This is a genomic window from Nocardioides sp. JCM 18999 (genome assembly GCF_055391175.1).
On sequence record NZ_AP043887.1, the window covers coordinates 3379092 to 3399653 of the forward strand.

18 protein-coding genes are annotated in these 20562 nt (G+C 70.0%); 9 read left to right on the forward strand and 9 right to left on the reverse strand.

Features of this window, described 5'->3' with window-relative positions; genetic code table 11:
• Positions 1 to 149 precede the first annotated feature (149 nt).
• Entirely contained in the window at positions 150 to 1325 is a 1176-nt protein-coding gene (locus ACZ5J1_RS16800; RefSeq protein WP_464560682.1) for a hypothetical protein, read from the forward strand.
• Here the strand turns inward: ACZ5J1_RS16800 and ACZ5J1_RS16805 are convergent.
• Positions 1305 to 3419, reverse strand: a complete 2115-nt coding sequence (locus tag ACZ5J1_RS16805) for an MMPL family transporter (RefSeq protein ID WP_464560683.1) — start codon at positions 3417 to 3419, stop codon at positions 1305 to 1307. The genes ACZ5J1_RS16800 and ACZ5J1_RS16805 overlap by 21 nt on opposite strands.
• An 83-nt stretch (positions 3420 to 3502) precedes the next feature.
• On the opposite strand from ACZ5J1_RS16805, the gene ACZ5J1_RS16810 reads away from it, so the two are divergent.
• Positions 3503 to 4375, forward strand: a complete 873-nt coding sequence (locus ACZ5J1_RS16810; protein WP_464560684.1) for a DMT family transporter — start codon at positions 3503 to 3505, stop codon at positions 4373 to 4375.
• A 1-nt stretch (position 4376) separates the two neighbouring features.
• Here ACZ5J1_RS16810 and ACZ5J1_RS16815 read toward each other — a convergent pair whose 3' ends face one another.
• The 4 genes from ACZ5J1_RS16815 to ACZ5J1_RS16830 all read right to left on the reverse strand — a co-directional run bounded on the left by ACZ5J1_RS16815 (position 4377) and on the right by ACZ5J1_RS16830 (position 9432).
• Positions 4377 to 5360 (reverse strand): LacI family DNA-binding transcriptional regulator, encoded by a 984-nt coding sequence (locus tag ACZ5J1_RS16815; RefSeq protein ID WP_464560685.1) that lies wholly within the window; start codon positions 5358 to 5360, stop codon positions 4377 to 4379.
• Between the two features lie 17 nt (positions 5361 to 5377).
• Positions 5378 to 7582 (reverse strand): HelD family protein, encoded by a 2205-nt coding sequence (locus tag ACZ5J1_RS16820; protein ID WP_464560686.1) that lies wholly within the window; start codon positions 7580 to 7582, stop codon positions 5378 to 5380.
• 50 nt (positions 7583 to 7632) lie between these two features.
• Entirely contained in the window at positions 7633 to 8760 is a 1128-nt protein-coding gene (locus ACZ5J1_RS16825) for a YihY/virulence factor BrkB family protein (protein WP_464560687.1), read from the reverse strand.
• Positions 8761 to 8847: 87 nt separating this feature from the next.
• Complete coding sequence (locus ACZ5J1_RS16830; protein WP_464560688.1) at positions 8848 to 9432, reverse strand: TetR/AcrR family transcriptional regulator; 585 nt, start codon at positions 9430 to 9432, stop codon at positions 8848 to 8850.
• An 18-nt stretch (positions 9433 to 9450) separates the two neighbouring features.
• On the opposite strand from ACZ5J1_RS16830, the gene ACZ5J1_RS16835 reads away from it, so the two are divergent.
• Entirely contained in the window at positions 9451 to 10890 is a 1440-nt protein-coding gene (locus tag ACZ5J1_RS16835) for an MDR family MFS transporter (protein WP_464560689.1), read from the forward strand.
• A gap of 113 nt (positions 10891 to 11003) precedes the next feature.
• Here the strand turns inward: ACZ5J1_RS16835 and dmpG are convergent, their stop codons facing one another.
• Genes dmpG through ACZ5J1_RS16850 form a run of 3 tightly spaced genes read right to left on the reverse strand, consistent with a single transcriptional unit; the run spans position 11004 to position 13812 of the window.
• The gene (gene dmpG / locus ACZ5J1_RS16840; RefSeq protein ID WP_464560690.1) at positions 11004 to 12029 is read right to left on the reverse strand and encodes a 4-hydroxy-2-oxovalerate aldolase; all 1026 of its coding nucleotides are present in this window, start codon (positions 12027 to 12029) and stop codon (positions 11004 to 11006) included.
• Entirely contained in the window at positions 12026 to 12991 is a 966-nt protein-coding gene (locus ACZ5J1_RS16845) for an acetaldehyde dehydrogenase (acetylating) (protein WP_464560691.1), read from the reverse strand. The genes dmpG and ACZ5J1_RS16845 overlap by 4 nt, the downstream gene beginning before the upstream one ends.
• Positions 12991 to 13812: a 2-keto-4-pentenoate hydratase gene (locus ACZ5J1_RS16850; RefSeq protein ID WP_464560692.1), complete on the reverse strand. Its 822-nt coding sequence runs from the start codon at positions 13810 to 13812 to the stop codon at positions 12991 to 12993. Before ACZ5J1_RS16850 ends, ACZ5J1_RS16845 begins: the two co-directional genes overlap by 1 nt.
• A 71-nt stretch (positions 13813 to 13883) precedes the next feature.
• On the opposite strand from ACZ5J1_RS16850, the gene ACZ5J1_RS16855 reads away from it, so the two are divergent.
• Positions 13884 to 14708 (forward strand): IclR family transcriptional regulator, encoded by an 825-nt coding sequence (locus ACZ5J1_RS16855; RefSeq protein WP_464560693.1) that lies wholly within the window; start codon positions 13884 to 13886, stop codon positions 14706 to 14708.
• On the opposite strand, the gene ACZ5J1_RS16860 is transcribed toward ACZ5J1_RS16855, so the two are convergent.
• A complete protein-coding gene (locus ACZ5J1_RS16860; RefSeq protein ID WP_464560694.1) occupies positions 14687 to 15013 on the reverse strand; it encodes a non-heme iron oxygenase ferredoxin subunit in 327 nt (108 codons plus the stop codon). The genes ACZ5J1_RS16855 and ACZ5J1_RS16860 overlap by 22 nt on opposite strands.
• 134 nt (positions 15014 to 15147) lie before the next feature.
• On the opposite strand from ACZ5J1_RS16860, the gene ACZ5J1_RS16865 reads away from it, so the two are divergent.
• From ACZ5J1_RS16865 to ACZ5J1_RS16885, 5 genes are all read left to right on the forward strand, one after another.
• Positions 15148 to 16509, forward strand: coding sequence for an FAD-dependent oxidoreductase (locus ACZ5J1_RS16865; RefSeq protein WP_464560695.1), 1362 nt, complete (start codon positions 15148 to 15150; stop codon positions 16507 to 16509).
• A 62-nt stretch (positions 16510 to 16571) separates the two neighbouring features.
• The gene (locus ACZ5J1_RS16870) at positions 16572 to 17198 is read left to right on the forward strand and encodes a YitT family protein (RefSeq protein ID WP_464560696.1); all 627 of its coding nucleotides are present in this window, start codon (positions 16572 to 16574) and stop codon (positions 17196 to 17198) included.
• Between the two features lie 4 nt (positions 17199 to 17202).
• Positions 17203 to 18429 (forward strand): cytochrome P450, encoded by a 1227-nt coding sequence (locus ACZ5J1_RS16875; RefSeq protein ID WP_464560697.1) that lies wholly within the window; start codon positions 17203 to 17205, stop codon positions 18427 to 18429.
• Between the two features lie 41 nt (positions 18430 to 18470).
• Complete coding sequence (locus ACZ5J1_RS16880; protein ID WP_464560698.1) at positions 18471 to 19484, forward strand: Rieske 2Fe-2S domain-containing protein; 1014 nt, start codon at positions 18471 to 18473, stop codon at positions 19482 to 19484.
• Complete coding sequence (locus ACZ5J1_RS16885) at positions 19481 to 20554, forward strand: NAD(P)H-dependent amine dehydrogenase family protein (protein ID WP_464560699.1); 1074 nt, start codon at positions 19481 to 19483, stop codon at positions 20552 to 20554. Before ACZ5J1_RS16880 ends, ACZ5J1_RS16885 begins: the two co-directional genes overlap by 4 nt.
• The last annotated feature ends 8 nt before the right edge of the window (positions 20555 to 20562 follow it).

The window sequence follows — 20562 nt, forward strand, 5'->3', positions numbered from 1 at the left end:
AGAACCCTAACGAGGCGAGTCCACCGGATTGCACGCAGCACTGCGCCTGGGACGCCGATGATGGGGGCATGATGCGATGGCTGGTTCGGGCGACCCAGGACGAGGTGGTGGCCCAACTCGACACCGTCGCTGATGCACTGACCGACTTCTTGGTGCCGGCCGACAACGACACGGGATGGATCCTGGCCAACGTCGCGGCCCATGCGTGGCTGCCGTTCCTCCTCGACCGCCCCCAGCTCTGGATCGACGACGATACCGTCGAGTCCGACCCGAAATGGCGACTCCTCCGTCCGGGGCACGCCGAAGTCGTTTGGCGTGCCACCGACGGTCAAACCAGCGACTTCACGGAACTGAGGTCATGGCTCGCAGGGACGTTCCCCGTCACGGAAACGGCGCTGGACGAGGCCCTGGTCTCCTCTTGGTCCGACCTGGCCAGGGTGATCGGCATGATCCCCGAGCCTCGCATCGGGGCCGCCGTGATCGGTACTAATGACAGTCCCCATTGGCTCCGGTGGCTGGGACACCGCTTCGGCGGTGCCACCTTGGTGCGGGCAGGCGAATGGACCTACCTCAAGCTCAACGCGGCAGAACACCCCGAGGCGACCGACATCGTGTCGGGAGCCGGGCACGTCATCTACGACCAGTCGGTGCCGTCCTCCGTCACCTTCCTCCTCCTCGATCTCGACGTGGCCGGGTACTACCTCAAGGTCATCCACGAGGTGGGACTCGAGGTCGGGATCGGGCTCGGGACTCGTTACGGAGGGACGGAAGCCACCGGTCCCGTGGGTCCGGTGGCACGGTTCGCCCGCAGCAACGGTGGCGATGAGAACGTTGCGCCGGAGGTGTACCGACGCGCCGGGTCACCGGCGGAACTGCTGGAGGCCCTCGGCCTCCCCGCCCTGGCCGCGCGCCTCCTCGAGCCGTTGGGCGACGACCTCGCCGGACAGGCCGAGCAGCTGGAGAAGCTCGATCGGGAACGTGCGAACGCAGAGCTGGTTGCGGGCCGGGAGAAGTGGCTCAGTGATCGTCCCGGCCTGAAGCCTCGCGGCCGGCCGGCACTGCCAGCGGTGCAGGTGCCGGTTCCGGGCTCGATGTGGCGATCGGCCGACCTCGTCCTGACGGGATTCTGGATCGGGGCGGGGGCCATCGCGCTGATCGCCGGCGGCCTCGTCGCGATCGCCGTCGGCGGCGTCGACTCCACGATCCTGGCGATTGCGGGCACGGGAATCTTCATGCTGATCCTCGGAACCTTCAAGTGGAAGTACCGCGACCCGTCCTACGTCGTCATCGACCCGGAGAGCGGCTCAGTCAGCCGCGTCCACTGACGCTCGATCGAGGCGCGACGGCCACCAGATCCGCCCACCCACGTCGAGGTTGAGGGCGGTCACCAGCACCGAGCGCACGATCAGCGTGTCGAGCATGACCCCGAGCGCGACGGCGATGCCGAGCTCGGCGAGGAAGACCAGCGGGATCGATCCGAGGACGGCGAAGGTCGCCGCGAGCACCAGGCCGGCCGACGTGATCACGCCCCCGGTGGAGGCGAGCGCGATCAGGGACGCCTCGCGGGTGCCGTGGGCAGGGGTCTCCTCCCGCACCCGGGTCATCAGGAAGATGTTGTAGTCGATCCCGAGCGCGACCAGGAACACGAACACGAACAGCGGGAACGAGCTGTCCGCGCCCGGGAAGTCCAGGGCCTTGAAGATCAGCGAGGACAGGCCAAGCGCAGCCCCGTAGGAGAGCACGACGGTCACGATCAGCAGCGCTGGGGAGAGGATCGCCCGCAGCAGGATCATCAGGATGACCATCACCACCAGCAGCACGATCGGGATGATCACCCGGTTGTCGTGCTGGGAGGCCTCCGCGATGTCCAGGTACAGCGCCGCCGACCCACCGACGAGCGCATCCGCGCCGGGCACGGCGTGCACCGCCTCGCGCACGGCGACGACCTGGTCGGCCGCCTCGTCGCTGGCGGGGTCGACCGGCTGGGTGACCTCGATGTACTTCACCCCGTCCACGGGCGGGATCTGGTCGTTGATCTCGCCCAGGCCGGGGACGGTGCCGATCGCCGCCACGACCTCGTCCGAGCTCTCGGCGTTGGTGACCACCTGGATCGGGGTCGAGGTGTCGGCCAGGCCGTGGTCGACCAGGGTCTGCTGGCCGATCACGGAGTCGAAGTCCTTGGTGTACTGCTCGTCGGTCGGGATGTTGCCGACCGACAGCGTCAGGACGCCGAGGCAGCACGCCGCCAGCACCAGGCTCGTCCCGACCCACACCCGCCGCGGACGCGGCTTGATCCAGGCGCCGACCTTGGCCCAGATCCCGTGCGTGGTCGGGTCGGTCGTCCCGTACGTCGGCCGGGCCGGCCAGAACACCCAGCGACCGCAGATCACCAGCAGCGCAGGGAGCAGGGTGAGCATCACCAGCAGCGTCGCCACGATGCCGATCGCGGCGACCGGTCCGAGGCCGGCGGTCGAGTTCATCTCGGCGAACAGGAGGCAGAGCATCCCGATCGCGACGGTGGACCCGCTGGCGATGATCGCCGGGGCGGCCCGGTGCAGCGCGACGGCCATCGCGGCGTGCCGGTCCTCGTGCCGGCGCAGCTCCTCGCGGTAGCGCGCCACCAGCAGAAGGGCGTAGTCGGTCCCGGCCCCGATCACCAGCACCGACAGGATCGACTGCGACTGACCGTTGACCACCAGGCCGGCGTGCTTGGCCAGCAGGTAGATCACCGCCTCGGCGGTGAACAGCGCGAAGACCGCCGAGATGATCGGCAGCAGCCAGAGGATCGGGCTGCGATAGGTGAAGAGCAGGATCACGATCACGACACCGAGCGTGGCGAGCAGGAGCGTCCCGTCGATCCCGGCGAAGGCCTCGGCGGCGTCAGCACTCTGACCACCCGGGCCGGCGAGGTGGGTGACACCGCCGTCGGACAGGCCGACGATCTCGTTCACGTCATCGGCGATGTCGGGCAGGATGTTCCAGCCCTCCTCGCCGATGTTGAAGGTGACGATCACCTGGGCGACCTCGCCGTCGGCGGAGACCAGGCCCGCCTGTTGCCCCGAGGCGGCATCGGTCGGGGCGATCACGGTCGGGCCGGAGTCGGGGACGACCACGCGGTCGAGCTCCGCCAGCTCGGCGGCCTGCGCGGTGATCGCGGTGAAGTCCTCCGGGGTCAGCCCGCCCTCACGGTGGTAGACGACCACCATGGGCACGTCTTCCTCGTCCTGGAACGGCGCCAGCTTCGCCAGTGCCTGGGTGGACTCAGCCGAGTCCGGCAGCCAGCTCGACGCCTCGTTGTTCTGGACCTCGGTCAGCTTCCCGGCCAGGCCGGAGGCGCCGACCATGATCAGGATCCAGACGGCGAGGACGATCCACTTGGTGATCCGTCCGGTCATGCTTCCAGCGATCGCGCGGTGCATGACCACTAGTGCAGCACGAGTGCCGGAAATATGCACCAGGGTTCTTCTCCGGGGCATCCCCCTCGGTTCACTAGAGTCCCCTCGTGCGGATCGGTCTCCTCCAGGTGGCGTTGGCCGGTGTGCTGTGGGGCACCGGCGGGCTGGTCGTGCAGCTGATCCGCGAGGAGCAGCCCTTCTCCCCGCTCGTCCTCAGCTCCGAACGGATGCTGATCGGGGCGGCGGCGATGCTGGTCATCGTCGCCCTCGGCCGCGGTCTGGGCGATGTCGTCCAGCTGGTGCGCCGGCACCCGGGATCGGTGCTCCTGGTCGGTGGCGCCACCGGCGTCTACCAGGCGCTCTACTTCGTCGCCGTGACCCAGGTCGGGGTCGCGGTCTCCACGATGGTCAGCCTCGGACTCGCGCCGGTGCTGCTGGCCGGCCTGGACGCGGCCCATCGGCGCCGGATGCCCTCACCGCTCACGCTGGTCACCCTCGGGGTCGCACTGGCCGGGTTGGCGCTGGTCTGCCTGACCAGCGGCTCCGACCTCGGACCGCGCCCCGGACTCGGAGTCGCCCTCGCGATCGCATCGGGGGCGACGTACGCGCTGGCGACGCTGGTCGGACGTCGCGTCGCCCAGGTGGCCGCGCCCACCTCGCTGGCCACCGCCTCCACCGCCGCGGGCGCGATCGTGCTGCTGCCGCTGCTCCTGGTCGGCGGGCCCTACCTGCCCGAGTCGGCGGCGGTGGCCGGCTGGCTGCTCTACCTCGGCGTCGGCACGATGGCGCTGGCCTACCTCGCCCTGTACGCCGGCCTGCGCACCGTCCCCGCGACCCAAGCCACCCTCGCCAGCCTGCTCGAACCTGTCACCGCCGCGGTGCTGGCCGCGATCGTGCTGGAGGAGCACCTCACCGCCGTCGGGGTCCTCGGCTGCGTGCTGGTGCTGGCCGCCGTCGGTGGGCTCGCGCTGGAGGAGTGACTCAGCCGGTCGAGTCCCGCAGCCGCAGGCTGCCGGGCAGCAGCGTGAGCTCGGCCAGCTCGGTGCCCTGCTCGAGGTGGTCGATCAGCGCGCTGGCGCAGGCGGCGCCCAGCTGGCGCGGGCTCAGGTCGATGGCGCTCACCGGCGGCGTCAGATGCGGGAGCAGGGCCGCGTCGCAGAGCGCCGCGACCTTGACCTGCGAGCCGATCGCCACGCCCCGCTCGGTGAGCGAGGTGACCACGACGACGGCCATGGACTCGGTCGGCACCAGGATCAGGTCGGCGTCCGGGCGGAGCGCGACCAGGTGCTCGTTGCGCACTCCGGCGTCGGGTTCGAACCCTTCGATGAAGTCGACCGGGGCGTGCACCGGATCGAAGCCGTGCTCGCCGCACCACTCGCGGTAGACGGCGAGCAGCAGCGATCCCCAGCCCGACCGCTCGTCGGGGACGACCAGCAGCGGCCGGGTCGCACCGGCCGCCCGGCAGTGCTCGAGCAGCTCACGCAGAGCGGTCGCGTGGTCCATCCCGATCACCGGCGAGGTCGGCATCCCGTCGGGGTAGCGCTCGGCGGCGACCACGGGGACACCCGAGCCGAGCAGCTCCAACGCACGCAGGTCGTCGGCGATCGGGTCGGCGATGATGATCCCGTCGACCTGCGGCTGGCTGGCGCGCGGCTTGTCCGGGTGCGCCGACAGGAACATCAGGTCGTAGTCGCGTTCCTTGGCGACCAGCATCACGCCACCGACGAAGTCGCGGACGTACTGCGCCGCGAACGCGTCGGCCCCGGCCAGCTGGTGCAGCCCGATCGACCGGGTCCGGCCGGTGCGCAGGCCCCGCGCCAGCGCGTTGGGTCGGTAGTCGAGCTGGGCGGCGGTCTCGCGGACCAGGTCCCGCGTGGCCTCGGCCATCCGGCCCCGACCGGACAACGCCTCCGAGGCCGTCGAGCGCGACACCCCCGCCGCCTTGGCCACGTCGGCGAGCGTCACCCGGGGCACGGTGGACCTCAGCTGATCGTGGTCAGCAGCTGCGTGGCACGGGTGAGCACGACGTAGAGCGTCGCCCGTCCGGTCGCCGACTCCGCCTCGATCTCGTCGGGCCGTACGACGACGATGCCGTCGAACTCGAGACCCTTGGTGTCCAGACCGGTCAGCACCACGACCCGGTCCTCACCCGACGGGGCGGCACCGGAGTCCGTCGCCGCGGCGCGGGCGCTGCGGGCGTCCTCGGCCAGCTCGGGCCACGACGCCAGCCAGGTGTTGACCTCGGCACGACGGGCGAACGGGACGACGATGCCGACGGTGCCGGAGACCTCGCCGGCCAACCGGATCACCTCGGCACGCGTGGTCGCCTCGAGCTCGGCGACGCTGCCGATCCCGGTGATCACCGTCGGGTCGACGCCCGTGGAGCGCACCGCGGTCGGCAGGTCGGCGTCGAGGCCGACCCGACGCGCGTAGTCGGCGGCGTACTCGTAGATCTCGGAGCTGTTGCGGTAGTTGGTGTTGAGGTGGAACTCGTGCAGCTCCTTGCCCTCCAACGCCTCGGCCCGCGCGGCCTCGGCCTCGGCCCAGACGGGCCACGAGGACTGGGCGGGGTCGCCGACCACGGTCCAGGACGCCGTCCGCCCGCGACGGCCGACCATCCGCCACTGCATCGGGGTCAGGTCCTGCGCCTCGTCGATCAGCACGTGCGCGTACGGGTCGTCGTCGATCCGGTTCGTCGGCGGCTTCCACGCCGGGCCGCTGGCGAACTCGCGGTCCGAGGCGGTGAGCAGCTCCGTGACGCTGATCCCGAGCTCGGGGTCGATGTCGCGCTCGTCGGCGGGCTTCTCCGGCAGGTCGCCGATCGCGTAGCGCAGCTCGTCGAGCAACGGGATGTCGGCGATGCTCAGGTCCGCCGACGCCCACGACTTCAGCAGCAGCCGCTGGTCCTCGGCCGGCAGCACGCCGTCGGCGACACGGGCGAGCATCTCGGGCTCACGCAGCCAGCCGAGCACCTCGCGGGCCTCGAGCGGCGGCCACCAGGCGTGCGCGAAGTCGAGGAACCTGTCGTCGCCGAGCATGTCGTCCTCGAACGCCTCACGTCCGCGATCGCGACCCCGCTCGGAGCGGACCTGGCGCCACAGCGCGTCGAGCAGCGTCTGCGGGACCCGGGTGATCTGGCGGTTGCGGCGGCCCTGGTTCATCAGCTGGCGACGCAGGTCGCCCAGCTTGGCGCGGTCCAGCAGCAGGACGTCGTCGCGGTAGAAGATCCGGAACTCGCGCGGCCCGCCGGGCACGGCCTGGCGGGCGGTGCGACGCAGCACCTCGGCCATCCGGGCCGAGCCCTTCACCGCGGCGACCGACGGCTCGTCGTGCCGGCTCGACTTGTAGCCGTCGACGACCTCGCCGAGCGAGCGCAGCGCGACGGCGGTCTCACCGAGGCTGGGCAGCACCCGGGCGATGTAGTTCATGAAGACGCCGGACGGACCGACGATCAGGACGCCACCGGACTCGTACCGACGCCGGTCGGAGTAGAGCAGGAAGGCGGCGCGGTGCAGCGCGACCACGGTCTTGCCGACGCCGGGGCCACCGCTGATCGAGACCACACCCTTGCCGGGTGCGCGGATCGCCTGGTCCTGCTCGGCCTGGATGGTCGCCACGATGGAGTGCATCTGGCGGTCGCGAGCGCGGGAGAGCTGCGCGATCAGCGCACCCTCACCGACGATCGGGAGCGCCTCCTCCAGCCCGGAGTAGGCCTCGGAGTCGAGCAGCTCGTCCTCGACACCGAGGACGGCGCGGCCCTTCGACCTCAGCACCCGACGCCGTACGACGCCGCGCGGCTCGGCCGCGGTGGCCTGGTAGAACACGGCGGACGCCGGGGCGCGCCAGTCGATCAGGAGCGAGTCGCGGTCCTCGTCACGCAGGCCGATCCGGCCGATGTAGCGGGGCTGGTCGTCCAGCTCGGGGTCGAGGTCGAGCCGACCGAAGACGAGGCCCTCGTGCGCGGCGTCGAGCTGCGCGATCCGACGGGCCGCCTGGAAGAGCATCGCGTCGCGTTCCACGAGGCCACCCTCGTGACCGAGTCGACCGCGGGCGTGGCCCTCCTTCTCCAGCGCCTTGGCCGCCTGCGCTGAGACCTCCAACTGCCGGTAGACGCGATCGACGAACGCCTGCTCGGCTGCGATCTCGCGCTCCACGATGTTCTCGGCGATGTCCTGCTGGTCGCTCAAGGTCCTCTATCCACTCCCCAGGTCGGCACGTCGCCGACGAGCGAATAACTCTACTCCGCTTCGCGGATCTCAGTGGTGCGACGTCCCTCACCTTGGATGACCCGCATCGTCGGCGGGCTCGACGGCGGCGGGGAGGTCGGGCCGGGCAGGTGCTCGGCGTTCTCGCCGGAGAGGAAGGGATCCTCCGACGTCGGCCGGCGCCGGTTCGGCTTCCGTGCCCAGGTCGGGTCCATCACGATCTCGTGGGTGTCGCCGTCGCGACCGTCGAAGCTGACCGCGACCGTCTGGAATCCCTTGTGCCGGTTCATCAGCGCGTACGACGCGTAGGCGCGACGGTCGGCATCGGTCAGGTCGACCGCGTCGGTGAACGGGGTGAGCAGGGCGCGCGGCCAGAGGTGGCGCACGATCACGACGTTGACCTCGATCGAGAGCACCGCCATCACCGCCGCGATGTAGATGAAGGCGATCAGTCCGAGGACCGTGGCGAAGGTCTTGTTCATCCCGGTGGCGGCGTTGATCACGTTGGTGACGTAGACAGCGCCACCCCACTGCAGCACCTGCCACAGGATCGCCATCGTGAACGCCCCGGGCGCCGCCGAGCGCAGCGAGTGGTCGCGCGCGGTCCCCAGCCGGAACAGCACGGTCAGCATCGAGCCGACCAGGACGACGGTCGCCAGCAGGATCAGCCAGCGCATGCCGCGGTTGAACCCGCCACCGAACGCCTCGGTGTTGGCTCCCAGCGTCGAGATCACCGAGATCGCGACGACGACGACACCGGCCGTGGCGAGCACGATCAGCGACCGCAGCCGCAGCAGGAACGGGTTGGGTCGGCTGTTGCGCGGCACCGACCAGGCGGTGTTGAGCACGTTCTGAATCGCCTGGCCCAGACCGAGCGCACCATAGACCGCGACGATCGAACCGATGATCACACCGCTGGTCGAACCCTGGATCGAGTCAGGGCGCCCGAGCTCGTCACCGATGATCGGGAACTGGCCGAGCGCCGAGTTGAGCAGCTGGTCCTGGAGCTCGGGGTTGCCCTGCAGGAAGAAGCCGAGGATCGAGGTGCCCAGCAGCATCAGCGGGAAGATCGCGATGAAGGCGTAGTACGTCACCACCGCGGCCAGGTAGTTGCCCTGGTCGTCGAAGAACTTGTAGATGACGCCGAGCGGGAAGCTCACCGGCGGAAACCGCCGCTGCCCCCGGTCCAAAGACGCCACCACACCCACGAGGGCCACCCTAGTGCGGGGCCGGGGTCCACCCCGGCATCATCGGGACACCAGCGGCAGGAACACGGTGTCGACGATCTCCTCGCGGACCTCGCGGCTCGGCACGTCGCCGGTCATCAGGACGTGGTGCCGGATCAGGTCCATCGGCAGCGCCTTGATCATCGGGGTCAGGCGGTCGGGGTCGATCTCGCCGCGGGCGATCGCCCGCTCCAGGACCGGGGTGAACGCCTTGCCCGTGTCCCGGATCAGCTCGCGTCGGAAGGCGGCGATCGGGATCCCGGTCTCGACATAGGCCGCCATCCCCACCATCAGCACCCGCGCCAGGTCGCCCATCGCCTCGACGTGGTCGAGCAGGCCGAGGATGTCGCCGCGCAGGGTGCCGGTGTCGGGCGTCTCGACGGGTCGCTGGGCCCGCCGCCAGCGGAGGACGTCGAGCACCAGCGCGTGCTTGTCGTCCCAGCGCCGGTAGAGCACCGCCCGGGAGGTGGCGGCCCGCTTGGCCACCCCGTCCATCGCGAAACCGCCGTACCCGTTCTCGACGAGCTCGGCCCAGGCCGCCTCCATCAACGCCGCTTCGAGAGCAGCACCCCGGCGACGACCGGAGGTTTCCTCACTAAGAGACATAGATGTATCTTAACGGATGTGACATCCACTTCCCCCTCAGCGCCCGCGGCGTCCGAGGCCCCCCGCAAGGACGGCCTCGACCCCCGGATGCTGCGCACCGCGTTCGCGATCATCGTCGGCGGCATCGCGGTCATCTTCGACTCGACCATCGTGTCGGTCGCGATCAAGGACCTCGGCCGCGAGCTCGACGCGACGGTCTCGGAGATCCAGTGGGTCTCGACCGGCTACCTGCTCGCGATGTTCGTCGCCATCCCCGCGACCGGCTGGCTGCAATCCCGGCTCGGCGGGAAGATGGTCTGGATCTACTCGCTGGCCCTCTTCGGCCTCGGCTCCGTGCTGTGCGCCTGCGCCTGGAACACCGAGAGCCTGATCGCCTTCCGGGTCGTCCAGGGCCTCGGCGGCGGCGTGATGATGCCGCTGATGATCACCCTGCTGATGCAGGCGGCCAAGGGCCAGCCGCTCGGCCAGCTGATGGCGGTCGTCGGCCTGCCGATCTCGCTCGGCCCGATCCTCGGTCCGGTGATCGGCGGCCTGATCCTCGCCTTCGGCTCCTGGCACTGGCTGTTCCTGGTCAACATCCCGTTCGTCATCGTCGGTGTGATCGCGGCCTGGAAGGTGCTCGAGCACGACCGGCCCGTGCCCGGCTCGGCGAAGTCGTTCGACATCATCGGCTTCCTGCTGATCGCCCCGGGCATCGTCAGCGTCATCTACGGGATGGTGAACTTCAGCAGGGAGGGCGGGATCGGCCACAGCGACGTGATCAGCTACCTCGGCGCGGGCCTGCTCCTCACGGCCGGGTTCGTGGCCTGGGCGCTCAAGCGCGGCGAACGCGCCCTGATCGACATCAAGCTGTTCCGGCACCGCCCGCTCGCGGTCGGCGGCTCGCTGATGTTCCTGATGGGCTTCGTGCTCTTCGGCTCGATGTTCCTGCTGCCGATCTTCTTCCAGACCATGTACGACGCCTCGCCGCTGCGGGCGGGCCTGCTGCTCGTCCCCCAGGGCGTGGGCACGCTGCTCTCGCGGCGGACCGGCGGACGCTGGACCGACACGATCGGGCCCCGGATGGTCGCGATGGTCGGCTTCGCGATCGCGGTCGTCGCCACGATCCCCTTCGCCTTCGCCTCCGCGGAGACGCCGCAGTGGTGGCTGATGACCGTGCTGCTCTTCCGCGGCTTCGGCCTCGGCATGATCATGACGCCGATCATGGCCGTCGCGTTCAACGGCCTCGAGAAGCACGAGATGCCCGACGCCAGCATCCTGACCCGCGTCGTCCAGCAGCTCGGCGGCTCCTTCGGCACGGCCGTCCTGGCCACCATCCTGGCCAGCGGCGTGAGCACGGCGGCCTCGGTCGACGATGTCGCGCACGCCTTCCACGAGGCGTTCTGGTGGGCGATCGGCTTCACCGCGATCGCCACCGTGCTCGCGGTCGTGCTGCCCAAGCGTCCCGTCCAGAACTGACGGTGAACCGGGGCAAAGTAACCCCGAAATAGCCGTGAGCCGGGGGAAAGTAACGAACGTTGTTCGTTACTTTCCCCCGGCTCAGCGGGTTTCTGGGGTTACTTTCCCCCAGGTCAGGCGGGCTGTCCCTCGCGCGCAGCGACGATGTTGAGCGCGATGTCGATGATCATGTCCTCCTGGCCACCGACGAGGCGGCGCTTGCCGCACTCCATCAGGATGTCGCGGACGTCGACGTCGTAGCGGGCCGCGGCGTTCTCGGCGTGACGCAGGAAGCTCGAGTAGACGCCGGCGTAGCCCAGGGTGAGCGTCTCGCGGTCCACCCGGACCGGGCGGTCCTGCAGCGGACGGACGATGTCGTCGGCGGCGTCCTGCAGCGCGAACAGGTCGCAGCCGTGCTTGAAGCCGACCAGGTCGGCCACCGCGATGAACGCCTCCAGGGGGCAGTTGCCCGCGCCGGCACCGTGGCCGGCCAGGGACGCGTCGACCCGGTAGATCCCGTGCTCCACGGCGACCACCGAGTTCGCCACCGAGAGCGAGAGGTTCTCGTGGGCGTGGATCCCGAGCTCGGTCGACGGGTCGAGCACGTCGCGGTAGGCCTTGGCCCGCTCCTCGACGTCCTTCATCGTCAGCCGGCCACCGGAGTCGGTGATGTAGACGCAGTGCGCGCCGTAGGACTCCATCAGCTTCGCCTGCTGGGCGACCTCGGCGGCGGGCGCCATGTGGTTGAGCATCAGGAAGCCTGAGACGTCCATGCCGATCTCGCGGGCGGCGGCGATGTGCTGGGCCGAGACGTCGGCCTCGGTGCAGTGCGTCGCGATCCGGACCGAGCGGACACCGAGGTCCCAGGCCCGCTCGAGCTCGTGGATGGTGCCGACACCGGGCAGCAGCAGGGTGGTGAGGCGGGCGTTCTTGATCACGCTCGCGGCGGCCTCGATCCACTCCCAGTCCGTGTTGGAGCCGGGACCGTAGTTGACCGAGCCACCGGCGAGACCGTCACCGTGGGCGACCTCGATGGCGTCGACGCCGGCCTCGTCGAGGGCGGAGACGATCCGCTTCACGTCCGCCGGGGTGATCCGGTGACGGACGGCGTGCATGCCGTCGCGCAGGGTGACGTCCTGGACGAAGATCGGGGTGCTCATGCGTTCGCCTTCTCTGCTGCGATCCGTTCGGCGACCTGGAGGCCGGCCGACGTCATGATGTCGAGGTTGCCGGCGTAGGCCGGGAGGTAGTGGGCGGCGCCCTCGACCTCGAGGAAGACCGAGACCTGGTGGGTCGGTCGGACCGAGTCGGCCCCTTCGGCGAGGAGCGTCTCGACCGGGGAGTCGTCGGCGATCGGGAAGATCTGCACCTTCTGCTTCAACCGGTAGCCGGGCACGTAGGCCGAGACGTCGCCGACCATCTTCTCCACCGAGGCCTTGATCTGCTCCTCGAGCGCGGCGGCCTCGTCGGCGTCCGTCGGCAGCGTGACCAGCGCGAACACGGTGTCGCGCATGATCAGCGGCGGCTCGGCCGGGTTGAGGATGATGATCGCCTTGCCCCGCTTGGCCCCACCGACCCGGACGATCGCGGCCGAGGTGGTCTCGGTGAACTCGTCGATGTTGGCCCGGGTGCCCGGACCGGCGCTCTTCGAGGCGATCGAGGCGACGATCTCGGCGTACTCGACCGGCACGACCCGGGAGACGGCGGCGACGATCGGGATCGTGGCCTGGCCACCACAGGTGACCATGTTGAGGTTCGACTTGCCGAGGTGCTCCTCGATGTTGACCGCCGGGATGACGTAGGGCCCGATGGCGGCCGGGGTCAGGTCGATCATGATCTTGCCGAGCGGCTCGAGCTTGGCCGCGTTGGCGACGTGGGCCTTGGCGCTGGTGGCGTCGAAGACGATCTCGATCTCGTCGAAGTTCGGCAGGGCCATCAGGCCGTCGACACCCTCGTGGGTGGTGGCGAAGCCGAACCGGGCCGCGCGCGCGAGCCCGTCGGACTCCGGGTCGATGCCGACCATCGCTCCCATCTCGAGGTGCTGCGAGGTCCGCATCACCTTGATCATCAGGTCGGTGCCGATGTTGCCCGACCCGATGATGGCGACTTTCGTCTTGCTCATCAGGATTCCTTTGTTCGCGGGAAGGTGGCCGAGACGGTGCCCAGGCCGGTGATGGTCACGGAGACGGTGGCGCCGGGGTTGATCGCGGCCATCGGGCCGAGGGCGCCGGAGAGGAGCACCTGGCCGGCACGGAGCGGCTCACCGAAGTCGCGGGCGTACCGGGCGAGCCAGGCGACCGCGTTGACCGGGTCGCCGAGGCAGGCCGCGCCGGCGCCGGTGGAGACCTCGACGCCGTCGACGGACATCGACATGGTGACGTCGACGGGGCTGAACTCGGCGAGGGTCTTGCGCTCGGTGCCGAGCACGTAGACACCGGAGGAGGCGTTGTCGGCGACGGTGTCACCGAAGCTGACGTCCCAGTCGGCGACGCGGCTGCCGCAGACCTCGATCGCGGCGACGCCGTACTCGATCGCGGCGGCCACCTGGTCGTAGTCGAGGTCGCCCTCGGCCAGGTCGGCCCCGAGCACGAAGGCCACCTCGGCCTCGGCCTTGGGCTGGAGGACGCGCTCGTAGGGGACGGCGTCGCCGTCGGCGAAGGCCATGTCGTCGAGCAGCCAGCCGAAGTCGGGCGTGTCCACGCCGATCTGCTTCTGCACGGCCTCGGAGGTGAGGCCGATCTTGCGGCCGACGACGACCCGGCCCTCGGCGAGCAGCTCGGCGATGTTCGCGTTCTGCACCGCGTAGGCGGCGGCGATGTCGTCACGTCCGATCAGGTCGCGCACCGGGGCGGCCGGGACTCCCGTTCGGGCGGCCGTCAGCAGCCGTTCGGCCGCCTGGGCGATCGCGTCAGCGCTGACGCTCGCGTGGGGGGTTGCAGTCATGTCCGCCATCGTGGGGGGAGGGACGTGACCCGCGCCACGGTTCCGTTCCACTCAGCGGTACGCTTCTTCTCATGTCCGTGCCCGCCTCCGTCGACCAGGCGGTCGCCAATGCGGTCGAGGAGAACGTTCCTCCCGCACTGGACACGGTGCTGGGCAAGGCGGTCGCGATCCTGCAGGCCTTCACCGCCGAGGATCGCGTGCTCTCCCTGGCCGAGCTGACCCGCCGCACCGGGATGGCGAAGGGCACCCTGCACCGGGTCGCCGCCGACCTGGTCGCCTACCGGCTGCTGGACAAGACCGACCGCGGCTACCGGCTCTCCGGCGGGCTGTTCGAGCTCGGCCTGCGGGCCAGCGCCGAGCGCGGCTTGCTCGAGGTGGCGATGCCGTACCTCCAGGACCTCTACGAGCGCACCCACGAGACGGTCCACCTGGGCGTCAGGGACGGCAACGAGGTCGTCTACATCGCCAAGATCGGCGGCCACCGCCAGGCGAAGGCGCCCTCCCGCACCGGCGGCCGGATGCCGATGCACTGCACCGCACTGGGCAAGATCCTGCTCGCCCACTCGACCACCGCCGACCAGCTCGCCGTGCTGTCCGCCCCGCTGGAGCGTCGGACCGCGCGGACCCTGACGGCTCCCGGGATGATCCAGCAGCAGATGGCGCGTGCGCTCGAGGTCGGGGTCGCCTTCGAGCGGGAGGAGTCGGCCGACGGCCTGCTCTGCATCGCGGCGCCGATCCTCGAGGAGGACGGCAAGACGGCGGTGGCGGCGATCTCCATCACCGGGCCCGTCGGCCGTTTCCGCCCCGAGGCTCACCAGACGGCGCTGCGCGCGACCGCCTCAGCGCTGTCGAGCACGCTGGTCCGGGTCGCCTCTCAGGCGTCGGGCACCAGGTAGACGTCCCCGTCACGCACCTCGACCGTGTGCGTCCGCACCGGCATCGTGGCGGGCAGACTCAACGCGGTGCCGTCACGCAGGCAGAACTCGGCCGCGTGCAGAGGGCACTCGACCTTGCCGTTGGCGACGTACCCCTCGGCCAACGAGGCGAGGGCGTGGGAGCAGGTGTCGTCGAGCGCGAACACCTCGTCACCGTCCCGGAAGAGTGCGATGTCGTCCTTGGTGCCGGTGATGCCGTTGTCGATGTAGAGACCGGTGTCGGTCGGGATGTCGGCCAGGGCAGCGAGACGGATCGCGTCGGTCATGCCTCGATCCTCCCACTCTCCAGGCGTCTCAAAAACGCGGCGGTCCGTCTCATATTTGGATCGTCGGTTTCGGCGTACTGAGGTGACCCTTCTATCCTGGGTAGGTATTTCTTCCCCGGAAAGGCCTTCTTGTGGTGCGTCCCATTCGCGTTGCCGTGGTCGGCGGTGGCCCCGCCGGCATCTACGCCGCTGACATCCTCACCCGCGAGTACGAGGGTGCGACCGTCGACGTCATCGAGCGTCTTCCCGCCCCTTACGGCCTGGTCCGCTACGGCGTCGCACCGGACCACCCGCGGATCAAGGAGATCATCAAGGCCCTGCGCCGGGTGCTCGACAACGACCGCATCCGCTTCTTCGGCAACGTCGACTTCGGCGCCGACCTGAAGCTCGACGACCTCAAGCGCTTCTACGACGCCGTCATCTTCTCCACCGGCGCGATGGCCGACCTGAACCTCGACATCCCCGGCATCGACCTGGACGGCTCCTACGGCGCCGCCGACTTCGTCTCCTGGTACGACGGCCACCCCGACGTCCCGCGTGAGTGGCCGCTCAACGCCCAGTCCGTCGCCGTCCTCGGCGCCGGCAACGTCGGCCTCGACGTCGCCCGGATGCTGGCCAAGCCGGCCGACGAGCAGCTCGTCACCGAGATCGCCGACAACGTCTACCAGGGCCTCAAGGCGAACCCCGCCACCGAGGTGCACGTCTTCGCCCGCCGCGGTCCGGCCCACATCAAGTTCTCCCCGATGGAGCTGCGCGAGCTCTCGCACTCGCCCAGCGTCGACGTGGTGGTCGAGGAGGACGGCTTCGAGATCGACGAGGCCGGCCAGGCCGAGATCTCCGGCGCCAAGAGCGTCAAGCTCGTCGTCGACACCCTGCTCAAGTACCTCGAGACGGAGCCGACCGGCGCGCCGCACAAGATCGTCATCCACATGATGCACAACCCCGTCGAGATCCTCGGCGAGGACGGCAAGGTCGTGGCGATCCGCACCGAGCGCACCGAGTACGACGGCACCGGCAACGTGAAGGGCACCGGCGTCTTCGTCGACACCCCGGTCCAGGCCGTCTACCGCGCGATCGGCTACCGGTCCTCGCCCTTGTCCGACATCCCGTTCGACGAGCGCAAGCACGTCATCCCGAACGCCGGCGGTCGTGTGCTCACCGAGGCGGGCGGCGACCAGGTCCCCGGGATCTACGTCACCGGGTGGATCAAGCGTGGCCCGGTCGGCCTGATCGGTCACACCAAGTCCGACGCCCGCGAGACCGTCGACCACCTGCTCGCCGACCTCGACGCGATCCCCGCGGCCGAGATCAGCGACCCCGCCGGCATCGTCGAGCACCTCACCGCCCGCGGTGTGGAGTTCACCACCGAGGAGGGCTGGGGCAAGCTCGAGGCGCACGAGCTCGCGCTCGGTGAGGCCGCCAGCACGCCCGAGCTGACGCGGGAGCGGATCAAGGTCGTCGCGCGCGACGAGATGATCCAGATCTCCCGCGCCTGACGGCGAGGATCACACCGGCGACGATTCCTCGGGCCGCACCGCGGACTGGGAAAATCTGGTCCGTGACCCACGAGACCGCCGACCCGATCCTCGAGGCGCCCCCGCACGGGCCCCTCGAGGATCTGTTCGGGCTCGCGATCGGGATCTACCTGACCTCGCTCGGGCTCTACCTGATCCACCTCACCGGTGCCGTCACCGGCGGAACCGCCGGTCTCGCGCTGCTGCTCTCCTACGCCGCGGACTGGAACTTCCAGCTCGTCTTCGCCGTGGTCAACCTGCCGTTCGTGGTGATCGCCTTCACCCAGCGCAGCCTCCCGTTCGCGATCAAGTCCGCCCTGTGCGTGGCGGCGGTGTCGGTGGCCACGGGACTCCAGGGCGACGCCCTCGGCCTGGAGCGGATCAACCAGCCGTACGGCATCCTCGCCGGGGCCGTCCTGACCGGCGTCGGGGTGCTCGCCCTGGTCCGGCACAACGCCAGCGTCGGCGGGTTCAGCGTGGTCGCGGTGATCCTGCAGGAACGGGTGGGCTGGCGGGCCGGCTACGTGATGATGGCACTCGACACCGTCGTCCTGCTGGCCTCGTTCGCGGTCCTCGACGTCGACGTCGTGCTGTGGTCCGCCCTCGGCGCGGTGATCCTGAATCTCATCCTCGCGATGAGCCATCGACCGGGGCGGTACATGGGATTCTGAGGCCATGGCCTCTGCTCCCTCCGCGCCACCGGTTCTGCACGTCCCCCGATCGGGCCCGACCTGGGCTGATCCCTGGCCGATGTACGCCGCCCTGCGCGACCACGATCCCGTCCACCGCGTCCGCCACGACGACCCCGACCGCGACTACTGGGTGCTGACCCGGCACGCCGACGTGCTGGCGGCCGTCACCGACACCGACTCGTTCTCCTCGGCGTCGGGACTCACCGTCGAGTACGGCGAGCTCGAGGCGATCGGTCTGACCGACAACCCGCCGATGGTGATGACCGACCCGCCGAGCCACACCGACTTCCGTCGCCTGGTCAGCCGCGGCTTCACCCCGCGCCAGGTCGAGACCCTCGAGCCGCTGGTGCGCGGCTTCGTCACGGAGCGGCTCGACCGGATCGCTGCGGCCGGAGGCGGGGACATCGTCGCCGAGGTGTTCAAGCCGCTGCCGTCCATGGTGGTCGCGCACTACCTCGGCGTGCCGGAGGAGGACCGGGCCGCCTTCGACCGCTGGACCGAGGCGATCGTCGCCGCCAACGCCGCCTCCGGTGCGCCCGTGACCGCGGCGGCGACCGCGGAGATGCTCGGCTACTTCGCCGCCCTGATCCAGCGCCGGCGCGAGGAGCTGGCCGTGCCGGGCGCCGAGATCGGCGAGGACGTCGTCTCCCAGCTGGTCGCGGCCGGGGAGAGCGACTCCGACGCGGGTCTGCTGCGCATCCTCGCCTTCACCTTCACGATGGTCGCCGGCGGCAACGACACCACCACCGGCCTGCTCGGAGCGGGGATCGGGCTGCTCGCCGACGCACCGGCCGAGCGGGCGCGGGTGCTGGACGACGTACCGGCGGCCGTCGAGGAGCTGTTGCGCCTGACCTCCCCGGTCCAGGGCCTGGCCCGGACCACCACCCGCGATGTCGAGATCGGCGGCTCCGTCATCCCGGCCGGACGCAAGGTCCTGCTCGGGTACGCCGCCGCGAACCGCGACCCCCGCGCCTTCGGCGACGACGCCGACCGGCTCGACGTCGGCCGGCGACCGCGCCAGATCCTGTCCTTCGCCCACGGCGCGCACCACTGCCTCGGTGCGGCGGCGGCCCGGATGATGGCGCGCGTGACCCTGGAGGAGCTGCTCACCCGGATGCCCGACCACGTGGTCGAACCCGACTCGATCACGTGGGCACCGGGGAGCTACGTCCGGCGACCGCTCAGCGTGGTCATCCGAACCACGAGGTAGAACGGGTTCCAGTTTGTCGGTTTTCCTGCCACGATGCCGTGGTGGCGAAGCCGACCCTCAGCATGCGACCCACCGGCTGGTTCCAGGTCGCCTGGTCCGACGAGGTCCCGACCGGGGCCGTCCACCGGATGCACTACTTCGGCCGTGAGCTGATCGCCTGGCGCTCGATGGCCGGCGTCGTCACGGTGATGGAGGCCTACTGCGAGCACCTCGGCGCCCACCTGGGCTATGGCGGCACGGTGGTCGAGGAGACCATCCAGTGCCCCTTCCACGGGTGGCAGTGGAACCAGGCCGGACGCAACGTCTGCATCCCCTACGAGGACCATCCCAACCTCGGCCGCAAGATCCGCACCTACCCGGTGCGCGAGCTCAACGAGGCGATCTACCTGTGGCACGACGTCGAGGGACGCGAGCCGTCCTTCGACGTCCCCGACATCTTCAGCGTCTGGGGTGACGAGAAGACGGCCGCGGACTACTACCCGCTGCACCCGGAGTCCCGGCTGCACGAGACCGGGTTGGAGCTGCATCCGCAGTACGTGCAGGAGAACGGCGTCGACTTCGCGCACTTCAAGTACGTGCACAAGGTGCCGATCATCCCGCAGTTCACCCGCCAGGAGTTCGAGGACCCGTGGGCCTACGTCGACTTCACGATCGCCTTCGAGGGTGAGCCCGGCAGCATCGAGGAGGTGGACAGCTGGGTCGAGGCGATCAACGCCGGCATCGGCCTGGCCGTGACCAAGAGCCACGGCATGATCGACAACCGCACCATCTCCGCGGTCACCCCGATCGACGACTCGACGAGCGCGATCCACTTCTCGGTCTGGATCGGCCGGCAGGACCGCGAGGGCGAGGACCCGGACGGGGAGAAGGCCCGTGCCCGCGCCGACCGGCACGCCGCCGGCGTGATCGAGCAGTTCGCCGCCGACATCGTGATCTGGTCCCACCAGAAGTACGCCGACCCGGCCGCGCTGGCCCGGGGCGAGTACGCCGGCTTCACCGCACTGCGCGCGTGGGCCCAGCAGTTCTATCCCGCCTCCGAAAGGACCCTCACATGATCCGCGTCTTCCAGGTCGCGACCGGCAACGTCGGCACCGAGATGATCCGCCGGATCGGTGCTCACCGTGACCTCGAGCTGATCGGGGTGCACTGCTACACGCCTTCGAAGATCGGCCGCGACGTCGGCGAGCTCGCCGGGATCGGACCGATCGGCGTCCTCGCCACCGGCACGGTCGACGAGATCATCGCGGCCCGTCCGGACGTGGTCACCTTCCACGGCGTCTTCCCCGACGAGGAGCTCTACCTCGCCGTCCTGGCCGCCGGGATCAACATCGTCACCACGGCCGACTGGATCACCGGTCACCACCGCACCGCCAACCACCCGCACGCCTCGGGCCGGTCCTGGACCGAGATCCTCGACGAGGCGGCCAAGGCCGGCGGCGCTACGTTCTACGGCACGGGGATGAACCCGGGGGTCAACCAGATCCTCGCGGTGGCGTGCTCGGCCGACGTCGCCGAGATCGAGCACATCACCTGCATCGAGTCGGTCGACGTGTCGTGCCACCACTCCGCTGGCACCTGGATCGAGGTCGGCTACGGCCGTCCGGTCGACGACCCGGCCCTGCCGGGGATGTTGCGCAAGTACACCGAGGTCTTCGCCGACTCGGTCTACATGATGGCCGACTGCTTCGACATCGAGCTCGACGAGGTGCGCTTCGAGTACGAGCTCGGCGCCTGCACCAAGGACATCGACCTCGGCTGGTACCAGCTGCCCGAGGGCTCACTCGGCGGCAGCTACATCAAGTACGTCGGCACCGTCGACGGCGTGCCGCGGATCGAGACCCACCTGGAGTGGCAGATGACGCCGCACACCAGCCCGTCGTGGGACATCCGGGGCTGCTACATCACCGAGATCAAGGGCGATCCGCACGTCTACAACAAGCACATGATCTTCCCGAAGCCCGGCGTGGACCTCTCCGACCCGGCGGCGTTCGCCTCGATCGGCATGACGGTGACAGGGCTGCCGGCACTGAACGTGATCCGCTCGGTGATCGACGCGGCGCCCGGGGTGCTGACCAGTGCCGACGTCCCCCTGCGTGGCTTCGCCGGACGTTTCGCACGCTCGTGAAGCTCGGC

What these genes read in the sequence shown, in the direction of transcription:
- ACZ5J1_RS16845 (WP_464560691.1), bottom strand. Translation starts at nt 12,991, where the DNA reads ATGAGCAAGACGAAAGTCGCCATCATCGGGTCGGGCAACATCGGCACC.
- ACZ5J1_RS16805 (WP_464560683.1), bottom strand. Translation starts at nt 3,419, where the DNA reads ATGCACCGCGCGATCGCTGGAAGCATGACCGGACGGATCACCAAGTGG.
- ACZ5J1_RS16850 (WP_464560692.1), bottom strand. Translation starts at nt 13,812, where the DNA reads ATGACTGCAACCCCCCACGCGAGCGTCAGCGCTGACGCGATCGCCCAG.
- ACZ5J1_RS16855 (WP_464560693.1), top strand. Translation starts at nt 13,884, where the DNA reads ATGTCCGTGCCCGCCTCCGTCGACCAGGCGGTCGCCAATGCGGTCGAG.
- ACZ5J1_RS16875 (WP_464560697.1), top strand. Translation starts at nt 17,203, where the DNA reads ATGGCCTCTGCTCCCTCCGCGCCACCGGTTCTGCACGTCCCCCGATCG.
- dmpG (WP_464560690.1), bottom strand. Translation starts at nt 12,029, where the DNA reads ATGAGCACCCCGATCTTCGTCCAGGACGTCACCCTGCGCGACGGCATG.
- ACZ5J1_RS16860 (WP_464560694.1), bottom strand. Translation starts at nt 15,013, where the DNA reads ATGACCGACGCGATCCGTCTCGCTGCCCTGGCCGACATCCCGACCGAC.
- ACZ5J1_RS16830 (WP_464560688.1), bottom strand. Translation starts at nt 9,432, where the DNA reads ATGTCTCTTAGTGAGGAAACCTCCGGTCGTCGCCGGGGTGCTGCTCTC.
- ACZ5J1_RS16885 (WP_464560699.1), top strand. Translation starts at nt 19,481, where the DNA reads ATGATCCGCGTCTTCCAGGTCGCGACCGGCAACGTCGGCACCGAGATG.